This window comes from Salinarimonas ramus, from assembly GCF_014645695.1.
Taxonomy (GTDB): domain Bacteria; phylum Pseudomonadota; class Alphaproteobacteria; order Rhizobiales; family Beijerinckiaceae; genus Salinarimonas; species Salinarimonas ramus.
Map to the genome: position 1 here is coordinate 128,513 of NZ_BMMF01000012.1, position 16,301 is coordinate 144,813.

Consider the following 16,301-nt stretch of genomic DNA (forward strand, 5'->3'; position numbering starts at 1 on the left):
CACCCGCATCGACGTCGCGATAGGGAGACGTCGATGCGCGGCGCAGACCGCTCCGGTCTCGAGCTCGGGAAGTCAATGGCTACGATCGACCACATCATCTCGCGTATCGATGAGGCCGTCCGAGCGTCGGGTGAGGTCGCACGTACCGGCGCGGACCCGAAAGAGCCTTTGCCGAAGGTCGAGGTCGAGGTCGATGCGGCCCCGACCGGCCGTTCAGCACCGCAGATGCTGCACTTCGCGCGAGCCGGCGGCGAGATGGCCAGGCTGGCATCAGAGGCGTCGGCGCGTGCAGGGCATTTTCGCATCCGGGAGCTGGAGCTCCTCGACGACGAGGCGTTCGTCGCATTCGCCTATCGCACCGTGCTCGGCCGGGATCCGGATCCCGCCGGGTGCAACGAGCTCATCTCCCGCATGCGCGAGGGCCGCCTTTCCCGATCGGAGGTTCTCCGCACGTTGGCCCGTTCCGAGGAAGGCGTCGAAGCCGGCCGCGGGATCGACGGAGGTGTGCGAGGTCGTCTCGTCTCCCTGATCAGGCATCTTCCGTTCGCGGATCGACTCGTGCGTCGTGTCGTTCGATACCGTCGCCTTTTCCGTCACGTGAAGCAGCTCGAGACGCGTCTGGTGGATGACGCTGCGCACCGACGGCAGGTCGACACCGATCTGGGACGCTTGGCGACGGAACTCTTCGCGCTGCGCGAGCTCGTAGACCGGGACGCCACGAGCTCGATTTCGCGCGACGCGTATCTCGCGGCGGCGACGAACCGCACGTTCGGGGTCGTCGAACGGCGCATCGCGAACGTCGAATGGCAGCATAGGGACTTGGAGCGGCGTGACGATGCCGCGAGGGCCGAACGGCAATCGTTCCAGCAGCACCTGGAGACGATCCAGGCGATTCGTGCAGTCGTGGAAGCACAAGCACGATCCGTCCGAGGTCTGATGCAGGACTACGAGCGCGCTCTGAGTGGTGTTCAGGACGCCGCCCGTCTGCCGGGCGGCCGAGGTGACGCAGACGCTGCCCACTCATCGTCGATTACCGCCACCCAGGTGGACGATGTCTTGTATCTCGCGTTCGAGGATCGCTTTCGGGGGTCGCGCCGGGAGATCGTCGACCGGCAGCGCAGATACCTTCCCCTCTTGCGCTCTCTCGATCCCGTTCGCGATGCGGGGATCGTCCTCGACGTCGGCTGCGGCCGCGGCGAATGGCTCACGCTCCTCGGTGACGCGGGAATTCGTGCGCGCGGAATCGACATGAATGCCGTCATGGTGGAGGAAACGAAGGCAGCTGGCGGGGACGCGATCTGCGGGGACGCGCTGGCGTACCTGCGTGAGGCGCAGCCCGGTTCCTACGCGGCGATCACCGCCTTTCACGTCGTGGAGCACCTCGACTTCGCGCTGCTCGTCGAGTTCCTCGCAAGCTGCAAGAGAGCCTTGGCTCCCGGTGGGGCCATCCTGTTCGAGACGCCGAACCCCGAGAACCTCGTCGTGGGTGCCTGCACGTTCCACCTCGATCCGACCCATCTCAAGCCCTTGCCGCCGGCTCTGCTCGCTTTTCTCGTCGAGGCTGGCGGCTTCGAGCGTACGCGCGTCATCCGCACCGTCGACGATCTCGACCTGTCCGTTCCAGAAGGGGGCTTCCACCCGTCGGACGTCGGAGACTGGTTTCGCGTGCCGCCCGACTATGCCGTCTTCGCCGTTGCCGGCTCGTCCGGAAGCTGAACCCATCGGAGAGCAGGATGCGGATCGGGGTGGCCACGGTCTACATGCCGGGCGTGAGAGGCGGTGCCGAGTTCCTCGTAGAGGGGCTGTGCACGGCGTTCGCCCGTGCGGGGCATCGCGTGCAACGGATCCTCGCGCCGTTCGACTACGCCCCGGCTAGCCACCGGTCCGCCTCCGGGCTCTGGAGCGGGCTCGACCTCTCTCGCTACGACGGGGCGGGCATCGATCGGCTGGTGTGTCTCAAGTATCCCACTTGGCTCGCCCGCCATCCCGACACGGTCGTGTGGCTCCTCCACCAGCATCGCCCCGCCTTCGATCTCTTCGCCACCCCGTATGGCTTCGCCGACGACGAGGCGGGGCGCGCTCTCGCCGGGGCGATACGAAACGTGGACGCCGAGGCTCTGCGCCGCATCGGGCGCATCCGGACGCTGTCGGCAAGGGTGAGCGAGCGCCTCCTCGCCTCGACCGGGATCGTGGCGCGCCCGCTCCTGCACCCGCCAGCTGACGCCGAGCGCTTCGAGGCGGGTCCGTACGAGCCGTTCATCCTCGCCCCGAGCCGGCTCGAGGGCCTCAAGCGGCAGGATCTCCTCATCGATGCCGTGGCCGCCTCGCGTATCTGCGTGCCGGTCGCCATCGTCGGCGACGGCGGCATGCGCGCCGAGCTCGAGAGGAAGGTGGCCGCGCTCGGGCTGCAGGATCGCGTGCGCTTCCTCGGCTCGGTCTCGCGCGAGACACTCCTCGCGCTGTACGCGCGCTGCGCCGGCGTGTACTTCGCACCCGTGGACGAGGATTACGGCTACGTGACGCTGGAGGCGATGCTCGCCGCCCGGCCCGTCGTCACCTGCCGCGATTCGGGCGGGCCGCTCGCGTTCGTCGTCGACGGCGAGACCGGCTTCGTCGTCGAGCCGGATGCGCGCAGCGTCGCGGCGGCGCTGGAGAGCCTGCTCGAGCGGCCGGGACTGGCCGGGGCGCTGGGGCGGGCGGGCCGATCGCGTTACGACGAGCTGCGGCTTTCCTGGGATCACGTCGTCGACGTGCTGCTCGCGAGCGATCCGGAGGCCGTGCCATGAGGATCGCCATCGTTCACCCGAGCTCGATCCCCTTCGCGACGGGCGGAGCGGAAAACCTCGTGCGCGGGCTCAGGGATCATCTCGTGGAGAGCGGGCACGCGTGCGAGATCGTCACGGTTCTCGGGCGCGAGACCTCGATCGAGGGGCTCATAGAGGGCTACGACGCCGCCGGCGGTCTCGATCTCGGGGACTACGACGTCGTCGTCTCTGGCAAGTATCCTGCCTGGATGGCTGGACATCCGCGCCACGTTCTGTGGATGCTCCACCCCTTGCGTGGTCTCTACGACGCCTATGGGGGCCCCGAGCGAGCGGGTGAGGTCGCGGACCCGCAGGCGCGCGAGGCCATCCGCTACCTGCGGGCGGCGGCCGCGTCCGGCGCGCTGGCGCAAACCGGGCCGCGCAAGGCGCTCCTTTCGCATGTGAGGAGGCTTCGCGGGACGGCGGCGGAGCCGCTCCTCGACTTTCCCGGTCCCTTCGCCCGAGAGGTGGTCCACGCCCTCGACGCAGCCGCGCTGGATCCGACGCGGATCGCGCGGTACGCCGCGATCTCGCGTACGGTGGCCGCGAGGCCTCGCTACTTCCCGCCCGGCGTCGCACCCCTCGTGCTCCATCCTCCGCCGCACCGGGAGGACTGGCGTCGTGGCGGCGACGAATACCTCTTCGTCTCCAGCCGCCTCGATGCGCCCAAGCGCATCGACCTCCTCGTCGAAGCCCTGCGGCAGGTACGCATCGACATCCCGCTTCTCATCGCGGGGACCGGCCCCGACGAGGAGCGGCTGCGCGCCCTCGCCGACGGCGACGAGCGGGTGCGGTTCCTCGGCTACGTGCCCGACGACGACCTGCCGGGCTTCTACGCCGACGCGCTGGCCGTGCTGTTCGTGCCGCGTGACGAGGATTACGGCCTCGTCACGATCGAGGCGATGCGCAGCGCAAAGCCGGTCTTGACCGTCACCGATGCGGGCGGCCCGCTCGAATTCGTCGTCGACGGCGAGACCGGATACGTCTGCGAGCCCGACGCCTCGGCCGTCGCCCGGCGCATCGAGGCGATCTGCGCGGATCGGCGCGGCACCCGCGAGACCGGTGAACGCGCGCGCACCGCCGTGAGCGGCGTCACCTGGCAGGCCGTCGCGCACGGGCTCCTCGACGGCATCGTTCCGGCTCCCGCGCCTCGGCGCGCCCGGATTCGGCGGCGCATCGCCGTGGTGACCGGCTTTCCGGTCCATCCGCCCGAGGGCGGCGGGCAGTTCCGGGTGCTCAACCTCTACCGCGCGATCGCCGAGCGTCACGACGTCGAGATCGTCTCGCTCACGCACGACCGCGAGGGCCGCATCCCTCTGGCGGAAGGCTTCTCCGAGCTGAGGGTGCAGCGCACGCCGGAGCATTACGAGTTCGACCGCGAGGTGACCGTCGCGCTCGGCGAGACCCCCGCCTGGGACGTGTCGGTCGCCAAGCTCGCGCCGCTCACCCCCGCCTTCGGCGCCGCGCTCGAGGAGGCGGGCCGTCGCGCGGACGTGGTCGTCGCCTGCCATCCCTTCGTCGCCCCCGCTCTGAGGCGAGCCGCGCCCGACCGTCCGCTCTGGTACGAGGCCCAGGACGTGGAGCTGACGCTCAAGCGCAAGGCCTATCCTCCCGGACCGGACGCCGACGTGTGGCTCGAGGAGGTGCGGCGCCTCGAGGCGTTCGCCTGGCACGGGGCGGACGTCGCGTTCACCTGCACCGATGACGACATGGCCTCCCTCGGCGCGCTCTACGGCGACACGCTCGCGCGCAAGCTCGTCGTGCCCAATGGCGTCGACGTCGACGCGATCCCCTTCGTCGGCGCGACGGAGCGACGTCGCCGGCGGGAGGAGGCCGGCCTCGGGGCGCGTCCCATGGCGCTCTTCGTCGGCTCCTGGCACCCGCCGAACATCGAGGCGGTGCGCCGCATCGTGGACATGGCGAGGAACGTGCCGGAGGTGGACTTCCTCGTCGCCGGCACGGCGTGCGGGCCGTTCGATCCCGCGAGCATGCCGGCGAACCTTCGCCTGCTCGGCCTCGTGTCCGACGCCGTGCGCGACGCGCTCTACGGCATGGCGGACGTCGCGATCAATCCCATGGGCTTCGGCTCGGGATCGAACCTGAAGATGCTCGACTTCATGGCGGCGGGCCTGCCGATCCTGTCGAGCGCGGTGGGCGCGCGCGGTCTCGAGATCGTGCCGGGTGTTCACTACGTGCGCGTCGAGGAGAGCGAATGGCCGCAGCGCCTGCGCGAGAGCCTCGGGCGTGACCGCGACGGGCTCGCGGCCATGGCCGAAGCGGCACGCACGCTCGCGCAAGAGCGGTATTCCTGGCGTGTCATCGCGCAGCGCTTCCTGGCCGACGTCGCCGATCTCCTCTGACCCGCGACGCCGCCCGCAGATCGCGATCCCCTGCGTCGACGAGGGTTGACGGCGCCCGCGGCAGGGTGGACACACGAGGCCCGCCGGGCGAGACCCGGCACGCGAAGACGGACGATGACCGGCCTCCTCCTCGGCGCCTGGCGCTTCAGGCACTACATCTTGTCGGCCATCCGGGCCGATTTCGCCGCGCGCGTCAGCCGCAGCCGCCTGGGCGTGCTGTGGATCGTCATCGCGCCGATGACGCAGGTGGCGATCTACGCGGTCGTCCTCTCCGCCATCATGTCCGCACGGCTGCCCGGGATCGACAGCCCCTTCGCCTACGCGATCTACCTCCTGTCGGGCTTCGCCGCGTGGACGCTGTTCGCCGAGCTCTTCGGGCGCGGCACGACGCTCTTCCTCGAGAACGCCAACGCGTTGCGCAAGATCGTCTTCCCACGCATCGCGCTGCCGGTGATCCTGCTCGGCTCGTGCCTCGTCAACAATCTCGTCCTCGTGGCGGCGGTGCTCGTGGCCTATCTCCTCCTCGGCCACGGCTGGAGCGCCTCGCTGCTCTGGCTGCCGGTGCTCGTCGCCGTGAATGCGGCGCTCGCGCTGGCACTGGGCACCATCGCGGGCGTGCTCAACGTCTTCATGCGCGACGTCGGGCAGATCGTGCCGCTGCTGCTCCAGCTCGGCTTCTGGTTCACGCCCGTGGTCTACATGGAGACGATCCTGCCCGAGCCCGTGCGCGCGGTGCTGGCGCTCAACCCGATGTACTGGGTGGTGCGGGGCTACCACGACGCGCTCGCCTATGGCCGCATGCCGGATCTCGCGATGCTGGCGCTGATCGGGGTGATCGCCCTCGTGCTCCTCGCCTTCGCGCTCCTCCTGTTCCGGCGCGCGAGCGCGGACATGGTGGACGTGCTCTGAGGCGCCGGCCGCGCGGCGCGGAGCGCGAGGCACGGACGACGGCCTCCGCTCAGCGGCGCCCCAGCACCCCCGCGTGCCGCGGATGCCCGTTCATCCGCACGAGGTCGAAAGCCGGCGGGCGGTGGTGCGTGCGCGCGTCGAAGGGTGGCAGGAACCGCGTCTCGTCCACGAGGTCGGCGCGCACGAAGAACGCGTTGACGCCGAGAAGATCGCAGCCCACGAGCCGCATCCCGTTCGCCTCGCCGATGCGCTGGAGCGCAGCGAGGCTCGCGCCGAATCGCGTCGAGCTCTCCCAGATGCCCTCCGGATCGTAGGGAATCTCCCAATCCGTCTGCGGAGGAAAGTGGGCGTTGTACTCGATCACCGCGAGCCGCGGCCGCAGGTGCCCCAGCGCCCGCCAGACATGGCTCGTATTGTGGTCGATGTCCACCGAGAGCACGTCCGGCACCCGGCCAGCGAGGTAGCCGTCCACCGTCGCCGCCACGTTCTCCGCGCTCACCATGCCCGGCGCGAGGGCGAGCCGGCCCGCCTCCAGATGAGGAGCGAGCAGCGTGCGGATCGTCGCGACATGCGTCTCGTCGCCCTCGAGCCACAGGCCGCTCCAGCCGGTCTCGAGCAGGAGGCGGGTGTTGTTCTCCACCCCCGACCCGACGCCGATCTCCACGAACACGCGGCTCTCGACCCCGATCCGCCCGAGGATCTCGGCGATGATGCCGTCCTCCTCGTTCTGCGAATAGACCTGCCCGCGCGCGAAGCACACCGCCCGCGGGTCCCGCGGCCCGGCGAGGCGCGCCACCTCCGCCGCCACGTGCGCGAGCCCGCCGTGCAGGTATCCCAGCCGCGCGCCCAGCAGCGCCTCCGCCCGCGCGAGCGCCTCGAGCGCTCCCGAATCGGGGGCGGGCGGAGGGGGCGATTCGGGAATCGGCGCGATCCGGTCGACGAGGCGGCGGACGAGCGAGGCGAGGCGGCGGCGCACGGCGTGTCTCCTGATGATCGCCCCTGATACAGACCCGCGCGCGAGGATCAAAGCCGAAGCCGTTTTCCTCCCCTGGAGGGGCGAGGAGCACCTATCTCCTTCCCTGTAGGGGAAGGTGGATCGGCGCGCAGCGCCGAGACGGATGGGGCGCGCGGGACGCGCGTTCGGCGAAGCCGAATCGGAGGCGCGAACCCGGACACCGCCGTTTCCGCTGCGCGGAACGCGCTTCGCGCGCCCCATCCGTCACCGGCTTCGCCGGCGCCACCTTCCCCTACAGGGAAGGAGAGACACGGCCGCCGGAGCGTTGCGCGCGCACCACAGGGTGCGCCTCGTGTCGCGCGCGGCGGGCTCGTCCACGTGAAAGAAGTGTTGATTCCAAAGCCGCGACGCTGTTCTCTGCGGCCCGGACCGCGGATGGCGGGCCGGCTCCGGGGGCGGGCGCTGGTCTGTTGACAGCCGGACGCGGGGTGTATAGTAACTCTAACACCCGGCGCGGAGGCGCCGGGGCGGGGGAATCGCAGAAGCTTTTCTTTAAGGTTTTCCGAAAGACCAGGCGCCGCGAGGCGCCGTGTCGACCGCTCTCCGAATGCGCCGCAGGTGCATTCCGACGGCGGCCGTATGCGGCAACGCCAATGGGTCGTCAGCGCTCCGGAGGGGGAGCTGCGGCCGTCCTAGGCAAATGAGGTGACTTATGTCAGCCCGTGTTCAGCAGATCTACATCGCCCTCTTCAACCGCCCGGCCGACCCGCTCGGTCTGGCGTATTGGGACAGCGTCACCAACAACGGCGCCAACCTCGCTCCGATGCTGGCCGTCCTCGCCGGCACGCCCGAGTACCAGGACCGCTTCACGGGCCTGACGCCGGCCCAGCAGGTCAACAGCATCTACCAGGCCCTCTACGGCCGCGATGCCGACCTCGCCGGCCTCACGTTCTTCGTGAACCAGCTCCAGTCGGGCAACCTGACGCTCGCCACGCTCGCGGTGAACATCCTCGACGGCGCCCAGGGCACCGACGCGCAGATCATCGCCAACAAGGTGACCTCGGCGCAGAACTTCACGGCTGCGATCGACACCGGCTCTGAGGTCCTTGCCTACTCCGGTCAGGCTGGCATCAATGCTGGCACGGCGTTCCTCTCGGGTATCGGCGCCGATGCGTCGTCCGTGAAGACGACTGAGCAGGCGCAGGCGGCGATTGATACGCTGGTTGGTACCAACCCCGGCGGTACGCAGGGCCAGACCTTCACGCTGACCGATAAGATCGACGTGCTCAACGGCACCGCGCAGAACGACACGTTCGTTGCGACGAACGCCGAGCTGTCCGCGGCCGACAACGTTAACGGCGCTGGTGGCACCGACAAGTTCAACATCTTCCTCAGCGGCGGCAATGGTGCGCCTGCGACGGTGAAGGCCGTCGAGCAGTTCTTCATCCAGGCGAGCGGTGTTGCCGCTCGTTCGATCGACTTCACGAACGTCTCTGATGCGTCGCAGATTTGGAACGACAGCAGCTCGCAGGATCTGCAGGTCACCAACGTGCAGTCGCTCGCGACTGTCGGCATTAAGGGTACGGTGACTGACTACGACGTCCAGTTCAAGGCTTCGCTCGTGTCTGGCGTTGATGACAAGGTCAACGTTGCGCTCGACGGTGCGACCGTTGCTGACCTTGAGCTCGGTGGTGCTACTGCTACGAATGAGTTCGAGACGATCACTTTCTCTGCTGCCGGCAAGAACTCGATCGCTAACCTTCTCCAGACTGATGGTACCGCCCTTGAGGCGACCAAGACCGTTAACGTCGACGGGGCCGGGTCGCTCACGGTCACCAATGCCTTCGCTACTGGCTCGCTGACTACGATTGATGCCTCCAAGAACACTGGCGGCGTTTCGTTCAACGTGACGGGCAGCACCAAGGACGTTACGTTCACCGGCGGTACGGGTGCCGACACTATCAAGATGGGCGGCAGCCTCACGACGGCGGATAAGCTCAACGGTGGCGATGGCACCGACGTCATTGGCGTCACTGAGGGCGCTGACCTGGTGACCGGCCTGCAGGTCTCTGGCTTCGAGACCCTCGACATCGGCGGCGCGGACGCGGACGCTAACACCTTCGATGTTTCGAAGCTGAGCGGAATCACGACGCTTAAGGTCGGCTCTGCGATCAACGCAACTGCCAACAGTGACGTGATTGTCAACAATCTTGCCAAGGGTGCGGCGGTTGAGATCAATGCTTCTCTCGGCACTGCAGCTGCGGACGGCCTGGCGATCAACGTCAAGGACGCCGGTGTCGCGAGCCCGAATGACACCATCGATGTGAAGCTCTCCGCTTCTACAGCGATCACCACGACGGGCGATCTGACGATCAAGGATGTCGAGACGATCAATCTTTCTTCCGTCACGTCGTCTACCTCGGCGATCACCCATATCCTCAGCAACCTTACGGCTGCTCAGGCGACGACTGTCGCGGTTAATGCCTCGACCGCTGGCTTGAATATCGCCGATCTCGACGCTCTTGCGCTCGTCAACTTCGACGCTTCTCAGTCTGTGAAGGCCGTAACGGTCGTTACCGGTGCCGATGCTTTCACCGCGACCTCGGGTGTTGGCTTTAAGCTGGGCGAGGGTGACGATACCATCACTCTGACGGATGCCACTACCGCCGCTGCTGCTGCCAATAATCTTGACTTCCGCGTTACCGGTGGCAAGGGCGCAGACACTATTACTCTGGCAGCTGCTGCTGGTGGCCAGGATCAAGTTGTAATCTCGGCGGCATCTGACTCGACGGCGACGAAGTTCGACACTGTGGTCAACTTCTCTGCGACCGCCGGTGTCACTGCTACCGATGACAAGCTCGACGTTTCGGCGTTCGCTTTCGCTGCTGCTGCGCAGGCGGTCAAGCTCATCGCTGGCGGCGTGTCCATCTCTGGGACCACGGTCTCCGTTGATGCGGCCAGCGCAGCAGGGTTCTTCGTCGATGCCGGCACCGCGCGTGGTGTCGCTGAGTACGAGAGCGGCGGAACGCTGTATGTGTTCGTCGATGCGAACAAGGACGGCAACTTTGCTGCGGCAGACGATGCTGTTATCGCGCTCACTGGCGTTACCGCTGCCGGCTTCGAGGCTGACAACATTATCTTCTGATCTCCCGATCAGCACTTCAACACCGGCGGGGAGGGCTTCGGCCCTCCCCGTTTTCGTTTCTGCCGAGCCATTGCGCGCCCGCCACCCCATCGCGCTTGATCCCACCCCTCCGCGCCTTTATTGCGGACGCGACTGCCACGCCGATCACGGGATGAGACCGCATGAGCTCTTGGACCTCGGGCTACGTCGCCGATCTGGGTTACACGCACGGCTTCTATCGTGAGCTCGTCCCGGAGCTCTTGCGCTTCGTGGCGCTCGCCAAGGGCACGCGGGCGCCGGCGTCGGGCGCGCCGCTGACCTATTGCGAGCTCGGCTGTGGGCAGGGCTTCTCGGCGAACCTGATCGCGGCGGCGAATCCGCACGTCGAGGTGTACGCCACCGACTTCAACCCCGCCCAGATCGCCGGCGCCCAGGCGCTCGCCCGCGAGGCGGGGACGCCCAACGTCCACTTCTTCGATCACGCCTTCGCGGAGTTCCTGGAGGAGCCGGGGCTGCCGCAATTCGACATGATCTGCCTGCACGGCATCTACAGCTGGATCGCGGCCGAGCATCGCGCCACCATCGTCGAGTTCGTCCGCCGCAAGCTCAAGCCCGGCGGCCTGGCTTACGTCTCCTACAATTGCCTGCCCGGCTGGTCCGCCGCCGCGCCCATGCGCCATCTCATGGTGCAGCACGCGAAGTCCGCCGGCGGCCCGACCACCGCCCGCGTCGAGGGCGCGCTCGGCTTCGTCGAGCGGGTGCTCGGCACGGAGGCCGCCTATTTCAAGCAGAACCCCGTCGCCGGCCCGCGCTTCGAGAAGCTGAAGGGCCAGAACCGCGCCTACCTCGCGCACGAGTACTTCAACGAGGCCTGGACGCTGCTCTACTTCTCCGACGTGGCGCGCGAGATGGGCGAGGCCAAGCTGAGCTACGTCGGCTCCGCCGCGCTGCTCGAGCATATCGACGCGATCAACCTCTCCGACGACCAGCAGAAGCTGATGGCGGAGATCGTCGATCCGGTCCTGCGCGAGACCGTGCGGGACTACATGATCAACCAGCAATTCCGCCGGGACGTCTTCGCCAAGGGCACGGTGTCGTACGATTCCGTCACCTACCGCAATGCCTGGGGCGACACCCGCTTCGCGCTCTCCACGCCCCGCGAGGACGTGCCCATGAAGGTGAACGGCGCCCGCGGCGAGGCGAACCTCCAGCCGGAGAGCTACGAGCCCCTGCTCGCCGCCTTCGCCTCGGGGCCGAAGACCGTGCGCGACCTCGTCGCCGATCCCACGATCGCCGCGCTCGGCTGGGCGCGCCTGACGCAGGCGCTGGCCGTCCTCGTCGGCGCGGGCCATCTCCAGCCGTCCCTGCCCGAGAAGGGGCTCGGCGAGCGCCGCAAGCGCACGCAGGCCTTCAACAGGGCGGTGTGCGAGCGCGCCCGCGGCTCCGCCGACCTCGCCTTCCTCGCCTCGCCCGTCACCGGCGGCGGGGTGACCGTCGACCGCTTCCAGCAGCTCTTCCTGCTCGCGCGGGCGGACAAGATCGACGACCCGGCCGCCTTCGCCTGGTCCGTCCTCAACGGCCAGGGCCAGCGCCTCGTGCGCGACGGCAAGCCCATCGAGAGCCCCGAGGAGAACCTCGCGGAACTCCGCACCCGGTTCGAGGCGTTCGAGAAGCGCCTGCCCGTCCTCCAGCAGCTGGGAATCGCCTGATGCTCGCTCGTCACGTCACCGCCGGCGGCGCCGCCGCCTTCGCCCTGTCCGTCGCCCTCGTGGCCGCGCCGGTGGCCGCGCAGGATCTGGGCGGCACCTACGCCGTGCGCGGCACCAATCCCGGCGGCCAGGGGGAGTATCGCGGCGAGGTCGCCATCGTCCCCGCGGGCGAGGCGTGGCAGGTCGCCTGGACCATCGGCGGCGCCCGCCACGTCGGCACCGCCATCCTCACCGGAGACACCCTCTCCGTCGTCTACCAGCCCGAAGGCGAGCTCCCCGGCATCGCCGTCTACGAGCTCCAGCCCGACGGCTCGCTGGAAGGCACCTGGACGGGCCTGGGCGGCAACGCGCTCGGCACGGAAGAATGGGTGCCCCGCGGGCGCAGCTGAGCGGGGCGAGGGGCCGGAAGCCGAGATGACGCACGAACGAAGGCCGGCAGCAGCCCTGCTTCCGGCCGAGCCGCGGATCGTCGGCTCTCCGCGAGAGCAGGAGCTGACCGCGCGGTTCCTCGCGCCGGCGATCGCCGATCTCGAGGCGCTGTTCCTGCGCGCGAGGGACGAGCTCGACCCGATCCTCGCACAGCGCCAACCCGCGAAGGCCGGCAAGCGCTACCCGCTCTCCCAATGCCTCGAGATCTCCATGGCCGTCGCGGCCTATCTCCGTTCGGATCGCGCCGACGCGCTGACCGGTGCGGCCGGGGCGGGGCGCACGGCTTTGCGCTCGTTCCAGCGCGCGGGGGGCTCCTTCCGGCGCGTCTGGGGCGATCTGCGCGGGCAGTACTTCCAGAACGCTTTTCAGCTCGGGACGCTCTACGTCGACGTCGCCAACGACACGGTCGATCCGGCCAAGCGCAAGGTCGAGATCCTGCCGTTCGACGGTGCGGGCCTGTCGCCGATCCGGGATTTCGCGCATTTCGCCCGGATCGCGCGATCGTACTGGAGCGCCGAGGTCTTTCCGAACCATGTGGTTCCGAGCCTGGCGCCGCATTGCCCCCTCATCCTGATCGGCCCGACGGGCTCGCTGCGGCTGCACGACGCCACCGACTACATGGTGTCGCTGGCGCGGGCGGGGGCCTTTTGCGCGAGCGAGGTCGCGCTGCGTGCCGCTCCCCTGCGACAGGACGTGTTCGACCGCGCGGCGTTCGCGCTGCGGGGTGCGGGGCTCGCGCTGGCGCGATCGCCGCAGGAGGGACGCGCGCTGGCTCTTCAGGCCTGCCGCGTGCAGCGCGCGCGGCGCTGGCACCACGCACCCGAGATCGTTCCCCGCATCGCGCGGGATGCGGGCCGGGCCAACGAACATCTTGCGGCCGACGAACGCCGCCGCGCAGCCGAGGAGACCCCCGTGCAGACGATCACGATCGACGGAACCGAGTACCGCCTCGCGGACCTCGGCGAGGACGCCCGCGCCCAGCTCGGGATGCTGCAAGCCACCGACGCCGAGATCACCCGCCTCGAGACGCAGCTCGCCATCGCCCGTACCGCGAGGAACGCCTACGCGAACGCCCTGCGCGCGGCGCTGGCGAAGGCGGAGGACGGGGCGGTGAGGCGGGTGGGGTGATCAGGGGAGGTGGGGGGCGAGACGGAAAACCCCGCCTCCGGGGGAGGCGGGGTTCGAGTGGGGGCGGCGAGCCGGAAGGCTCGCCGTTTTTTCGGTGGGCCGCTCAGGCGAAGTTGTCGGCCGTGAAGGTGTGGGCGTTGGTCACGCCGTCGAGGACGCCGACGAGCTGGACGTCGCCTTCGCGGATCGTACGGCCGCCACCGACCAACTCGGTATCAACAGCGTAGATCTGCGTCTGGTCGTTACCCTGGACGATGAGGACGGACTGGCCACGTGTAATCGGATTATCGAGCATGGGATCATTGGACCGCTGCCCGCTGTTGATCGGACCGTCCGGACCGAACAGCGCATTGAAGCTCGTCGTGCCGAAGTCCACGCCCGCAATATCCGCCGACAATGAGAGCGCTGTGACGAAGTTCGGTTTCAGCTCACTCTGACCGAGGCCCGGACCAACGGGGATCGTCGTGAAATCTGCGACCGCTCGACCGAGGAATAGGAAAAAGTCGAGTACGTCGCCTGCGGCACCTGCATCGAAGCCTGTGATCGTATCCACGCCGTTCAGCGGGCCGAGGAATTTCAGCGTGTTGACCCCACCCGCGCGAATGTCGATCATATCGTCGCCAGGGCCGGCGAAGATCATGCTGCCGCGCTCGCCGCCGATGATGAGGTCATCGTCCGCGCCACCGCGGATATCCGTGTAGACCTCGTCCGAGCCGATGATCACCAGCGGGCCGGATTCCTGACCTAGCGAACGGTCGGTGATCCAGTACTTGGCACCCTGCAGCTCGAGGGTCTTACCGGACAATTCCTGCGGCCAGGTTACATCGAAGTTGGAGGCATCGATGACTCCGTTGGAGATACCGTCGATGTTCAATAGCGACCAATCACTTTCAGCGCCGCTGAGATCGAGGCCGTCTATAGAGAGCCTTGCGACCGTTTCGAAGTTGAAGACGGCGACCGGATTGCGGGTGTATGTTCCTAGCACCGTCACTTCGTCGAGAATAATGCTTGCAACAGGGAGGACTGTGTCTTGCGTGAAGGCGTTTGCATCATCTGGTGCAGTGAGGCCGCCGGTAATCTCGATACCCTTATTCACGCGGCCGGTTCCGGCATCGATAAGCACGTCCTGCATGACAACGGTGCCAGCGAAACCGAACAGCTTCACTTGAGCATCTGGATTGCCGATAGACCCGTTGCCGCGGAACTCGGCATCACGGATGATGAGATTGGCGATGGTAGCCGCCGCACCGGCCTCGTCGAAGCCATCGGTCGCGTTTATGCCGTAAGTCTTAAAACCCTCGATGCTCCCGTTCGTGTAGGTAAACGTGCCGATGTTGGCGCCCTCGGCGATATCGAGGCCGCGTGAGGCGGTCGACGCGCCCTCGCGCAAAAGATCGATCCCATCGATCGTCACATCCCCGTTCACGCCAGCGACGACGCTGATGGCGTTGCCCGAGTCCGGCGCGATCGTGACGTCGCCGAGACCGATCAGCGTCAACGGCTTTTCGATGGTGATCTTCTCAACGTAGATGCCTTCTGCGATCAGGATCGTCGCGTTATCGGGGGCTGCATCGATCACGGCTTGGATGCTGTCGTCCGACAGGACGATCAGCACAGCCTCGTCGACATAGCGGATGGGCTGTCCTTTTTCCCGATAATCCCCGACGGCATATTCGTTGCCGTCGAGCGTGAAGGTGTTGTCTTCGATCAGCTCGCCGATGTCGACTTCCTCGTCGCCGGGCGCTTCGACGCCCGCACCCAAGCCGATACCTTCATCGTTGTTGACGAACCTGTTGCCAGTAACGATGAGGCCCTCGACGCCCTCCGTGCTGCCGATGCCCGCTCCGTTGCCGGTGAAGGTGTTGTTCTCGAACGTGACGTTCGACGGCGTGGCGAGGCTGGATGCGAACTGCAGCGATGCGCCGGTCTTGAAGTTGCTGATCTCCATATTGCGGACGGTGATGTCGTCGCCGCCGGCGATCTCCAGGCCGCGGGTTTCCGCTGCCTGACCGGGGCCGTTCAGGACGAAGTTGTCGATCACGATGTCCGACGCTTCGAGCCGGACGATGCCGATGATCTCCGCACCGTCTTCGCCCCGCAGCGTGACGCCGTCCTCGTTCAGCGTGACATTCTCGCTCCACTGGCCCGCACCGACGACGACGGTGAAGTCCTTTTCCGCAAGGTCGATCGCCTGCTGGATGGTCGAGAAAGGAGTGCCCTCGACGGGCTCGCCGTCGGCGTCGAGCAGCACGATCGTCCCGGGAGCGGCCACCGGCGGCGTCGGCGTCGGCGTCGGCGTCGGCGCGGGCGGCGTGACGCCCGGATCCGTCGGGCCGGGCTCCTCGCCCAGCGCGAGGAGCTGGTCGATGGCGTTCTGCAGGGCGTCCTCGTCGAGGCCGTCGGGGCCGGCGTCGACGCCGTCGATGAACGCGCGGCCGATGTCGGCGGCCTCCAGCCCGTTATAGGCGGCGATCTCGGCGTCCGTGTCGAGGCTCGCCGTGAACAGGTCCGCCGCCGCGACCTTCGCGTCGATCAGCGCGCGGTCCGAGCCCTGGGCGCCGTCGAGGATGTTGATGGCGATCGTCTCGATCGTCTGGTTGCCGCTTTCGAGCTGGGCCAGGAAGAAGGCCAGGCCCTCGGGCTCGGGCTCGCGGCCGAACAGGTTGAGGTAGATGTTGGTGATCACCTCGGCGTTCGAGAGGCCCTCGAAGCGCGACAGGTATTCCTCCGACGCGGTGAGCTTGCCGACGAGCGGCGCCAGGTCGGCTCCGTTGCTCGTGAGGTCGCTCCAGAAGTCCAGGCCCTCGGGGTCGGCCGGGCGGCCGAAGAGCGCAATATATATACCCTGGATAGTAGCCATCCCAACCACCTTGTTGCCGTTAC

10 protein-coding genes are annotated in these 16,301 nt (G+C 67.9%); 8 read left to right on the forward strand and 2 right to left on the reverse strand.

Features of this window, described 5'->3' with window-relative positions:
• The first annotated feature begins 33 nt into the window (after nt 1-33).
• From IEX89_RS18870 to IEX89_RS18885, 4 genes are all read left to right on the forward strand, one after another.
• Nucleotides 34-1,716: a methyltransferase domain-containing protein gene (locus tag IEX89_RS18870; protein ID WP_188914811.1), complete on the forward strand. Its 1,683-nt coding sequence runs from the start codon at nt 34-36 to the stop codon at nt 1,714-1,716.
• Between the two features lie 17 nt (nt 1,717-1,733).
• A complete protein-coding gene (locus IEX89_RS18875) occupies nt 1,734-2,786 on the forward strand; it encodes a glycosyltransferase family 4 protein (protein ID WP_188914812.1) in 1,053 nt (350 codons plus the stop codon).
• Nucleotides 2,783-5,164: a glycosyltransferase family 4 protein gene (locus tag IEX89_RS18880; RefSeq protein ID WP_188914813.1), complete on the forward strand. Its 2,382-nt coding sequence runs from the start codon at nt 2,783-2,785 to the stop codon at nt 5,162-5,164. Before IEX89_RS18875 ends, IEX89_RS18880 begins: the two co-directional genes overlap by 4 nt.
• Before the next feature lie 114 nt (nt 5,165-5,278).
• Entirely contained in the window at nt 5,279-6,073 is a 795-nt protein-coding gene (locus tag IEX89_RS18885; protein WP_188914814.1) for an ABC transporter permease, read from the forward strand.
• Nucleotides 6,074-6,122: 49 nt separating this feature from the next.
• Here IEX89_RS18885 and IEX89_RS18890 read toward each other — a convergent pair whose 3' ends face one another.
• Entirely contained in the window at nt 6,123-7,049 is a 927-nt protein-coding gene (locus tag IEX89_RS18890) for a hypothetical protein (protein ID WP_188914815.1), read from the reverse strand.
• A gap of 691 nt (nt 7,050-7,740) precedes the next feature.
• Here IEX89_RS18890 and IEX89_RS18895 point away from each other — a divergent pair.
• The 4 genes from IEX89_RS18895 (at nt 7,741) to IEX89_RS24275 (ending at nt 13,418) form a co-directional block, all read left to right on the forward strand.
• Nucleotides 7,741-10,173 (forward strand): DUF4214 domain-containing protein, encoded by a 2,433-nt coding sequence (locus tag IEX89_RS18895; protein ID WP_188914816.1) that lies wholly within the window; start codon nt 7,741-7,743, stop codon nt 10,171-10,173.
• 161 nt (nt 10,174-10,334) lie between these two features.
• A complete protein-coding gene (locus IEX89_RS18900) occupies nt 10,335-11,861 on the forward strand; it encodes a class I SAM-dependent methyltransferase (RefSeq protein WP_188914817.1) in 1,527 nt (508 codons plus the stop codon).
• Nucleotides 11,861-12,250, forward strand: a complete 390-nt coding sequence (locus IEX89_RS18905) for a hypothetical protein (protein WP_188914818.1) — start codon at nt 11,861-11,863, stop codon at nt 12,248-12,250. Before IEX89_RS18900 ends, IEX89_RS18905 begins: the two co-directional genes overlap by 1 nt.
• A 25-nt stretch (nt 12,251-12,275) precedes the next feature.
• Nucleotides 12,276-13,418: a DUF6447 family protein gene (locus IEX89_RS24275; protein ID WP_210317674.1), complete on the forward strand. Its 1,143-nt coding sequence runs from the start codon at nt 12,276-12,278 to the stop codon at nt 13,416-13,418.
• A 103-nt stretch (nt 13,419-13,521) separates the two neighbouring features.
• On the opposite strand, the gene IEX89_RS18915 is transcribed toward IEX89_RS24275, so the two are convergent.
• Nucleotides 13,522-16,278 carry a DUF4214 domain-containing protein gene (locus IEX89_RS18915; protein ID WP_188914819.1) on the reverse strand — a complete coding sequence of 919 codons (2,757 nt, stop codon included), beginning with the start codon at nt 16,276-16,278 and terminating at the stop codon, nt 13,522-13,524.
• Nucleotides 16,279-16,301 lie beyond the last annotated feature (23 nt).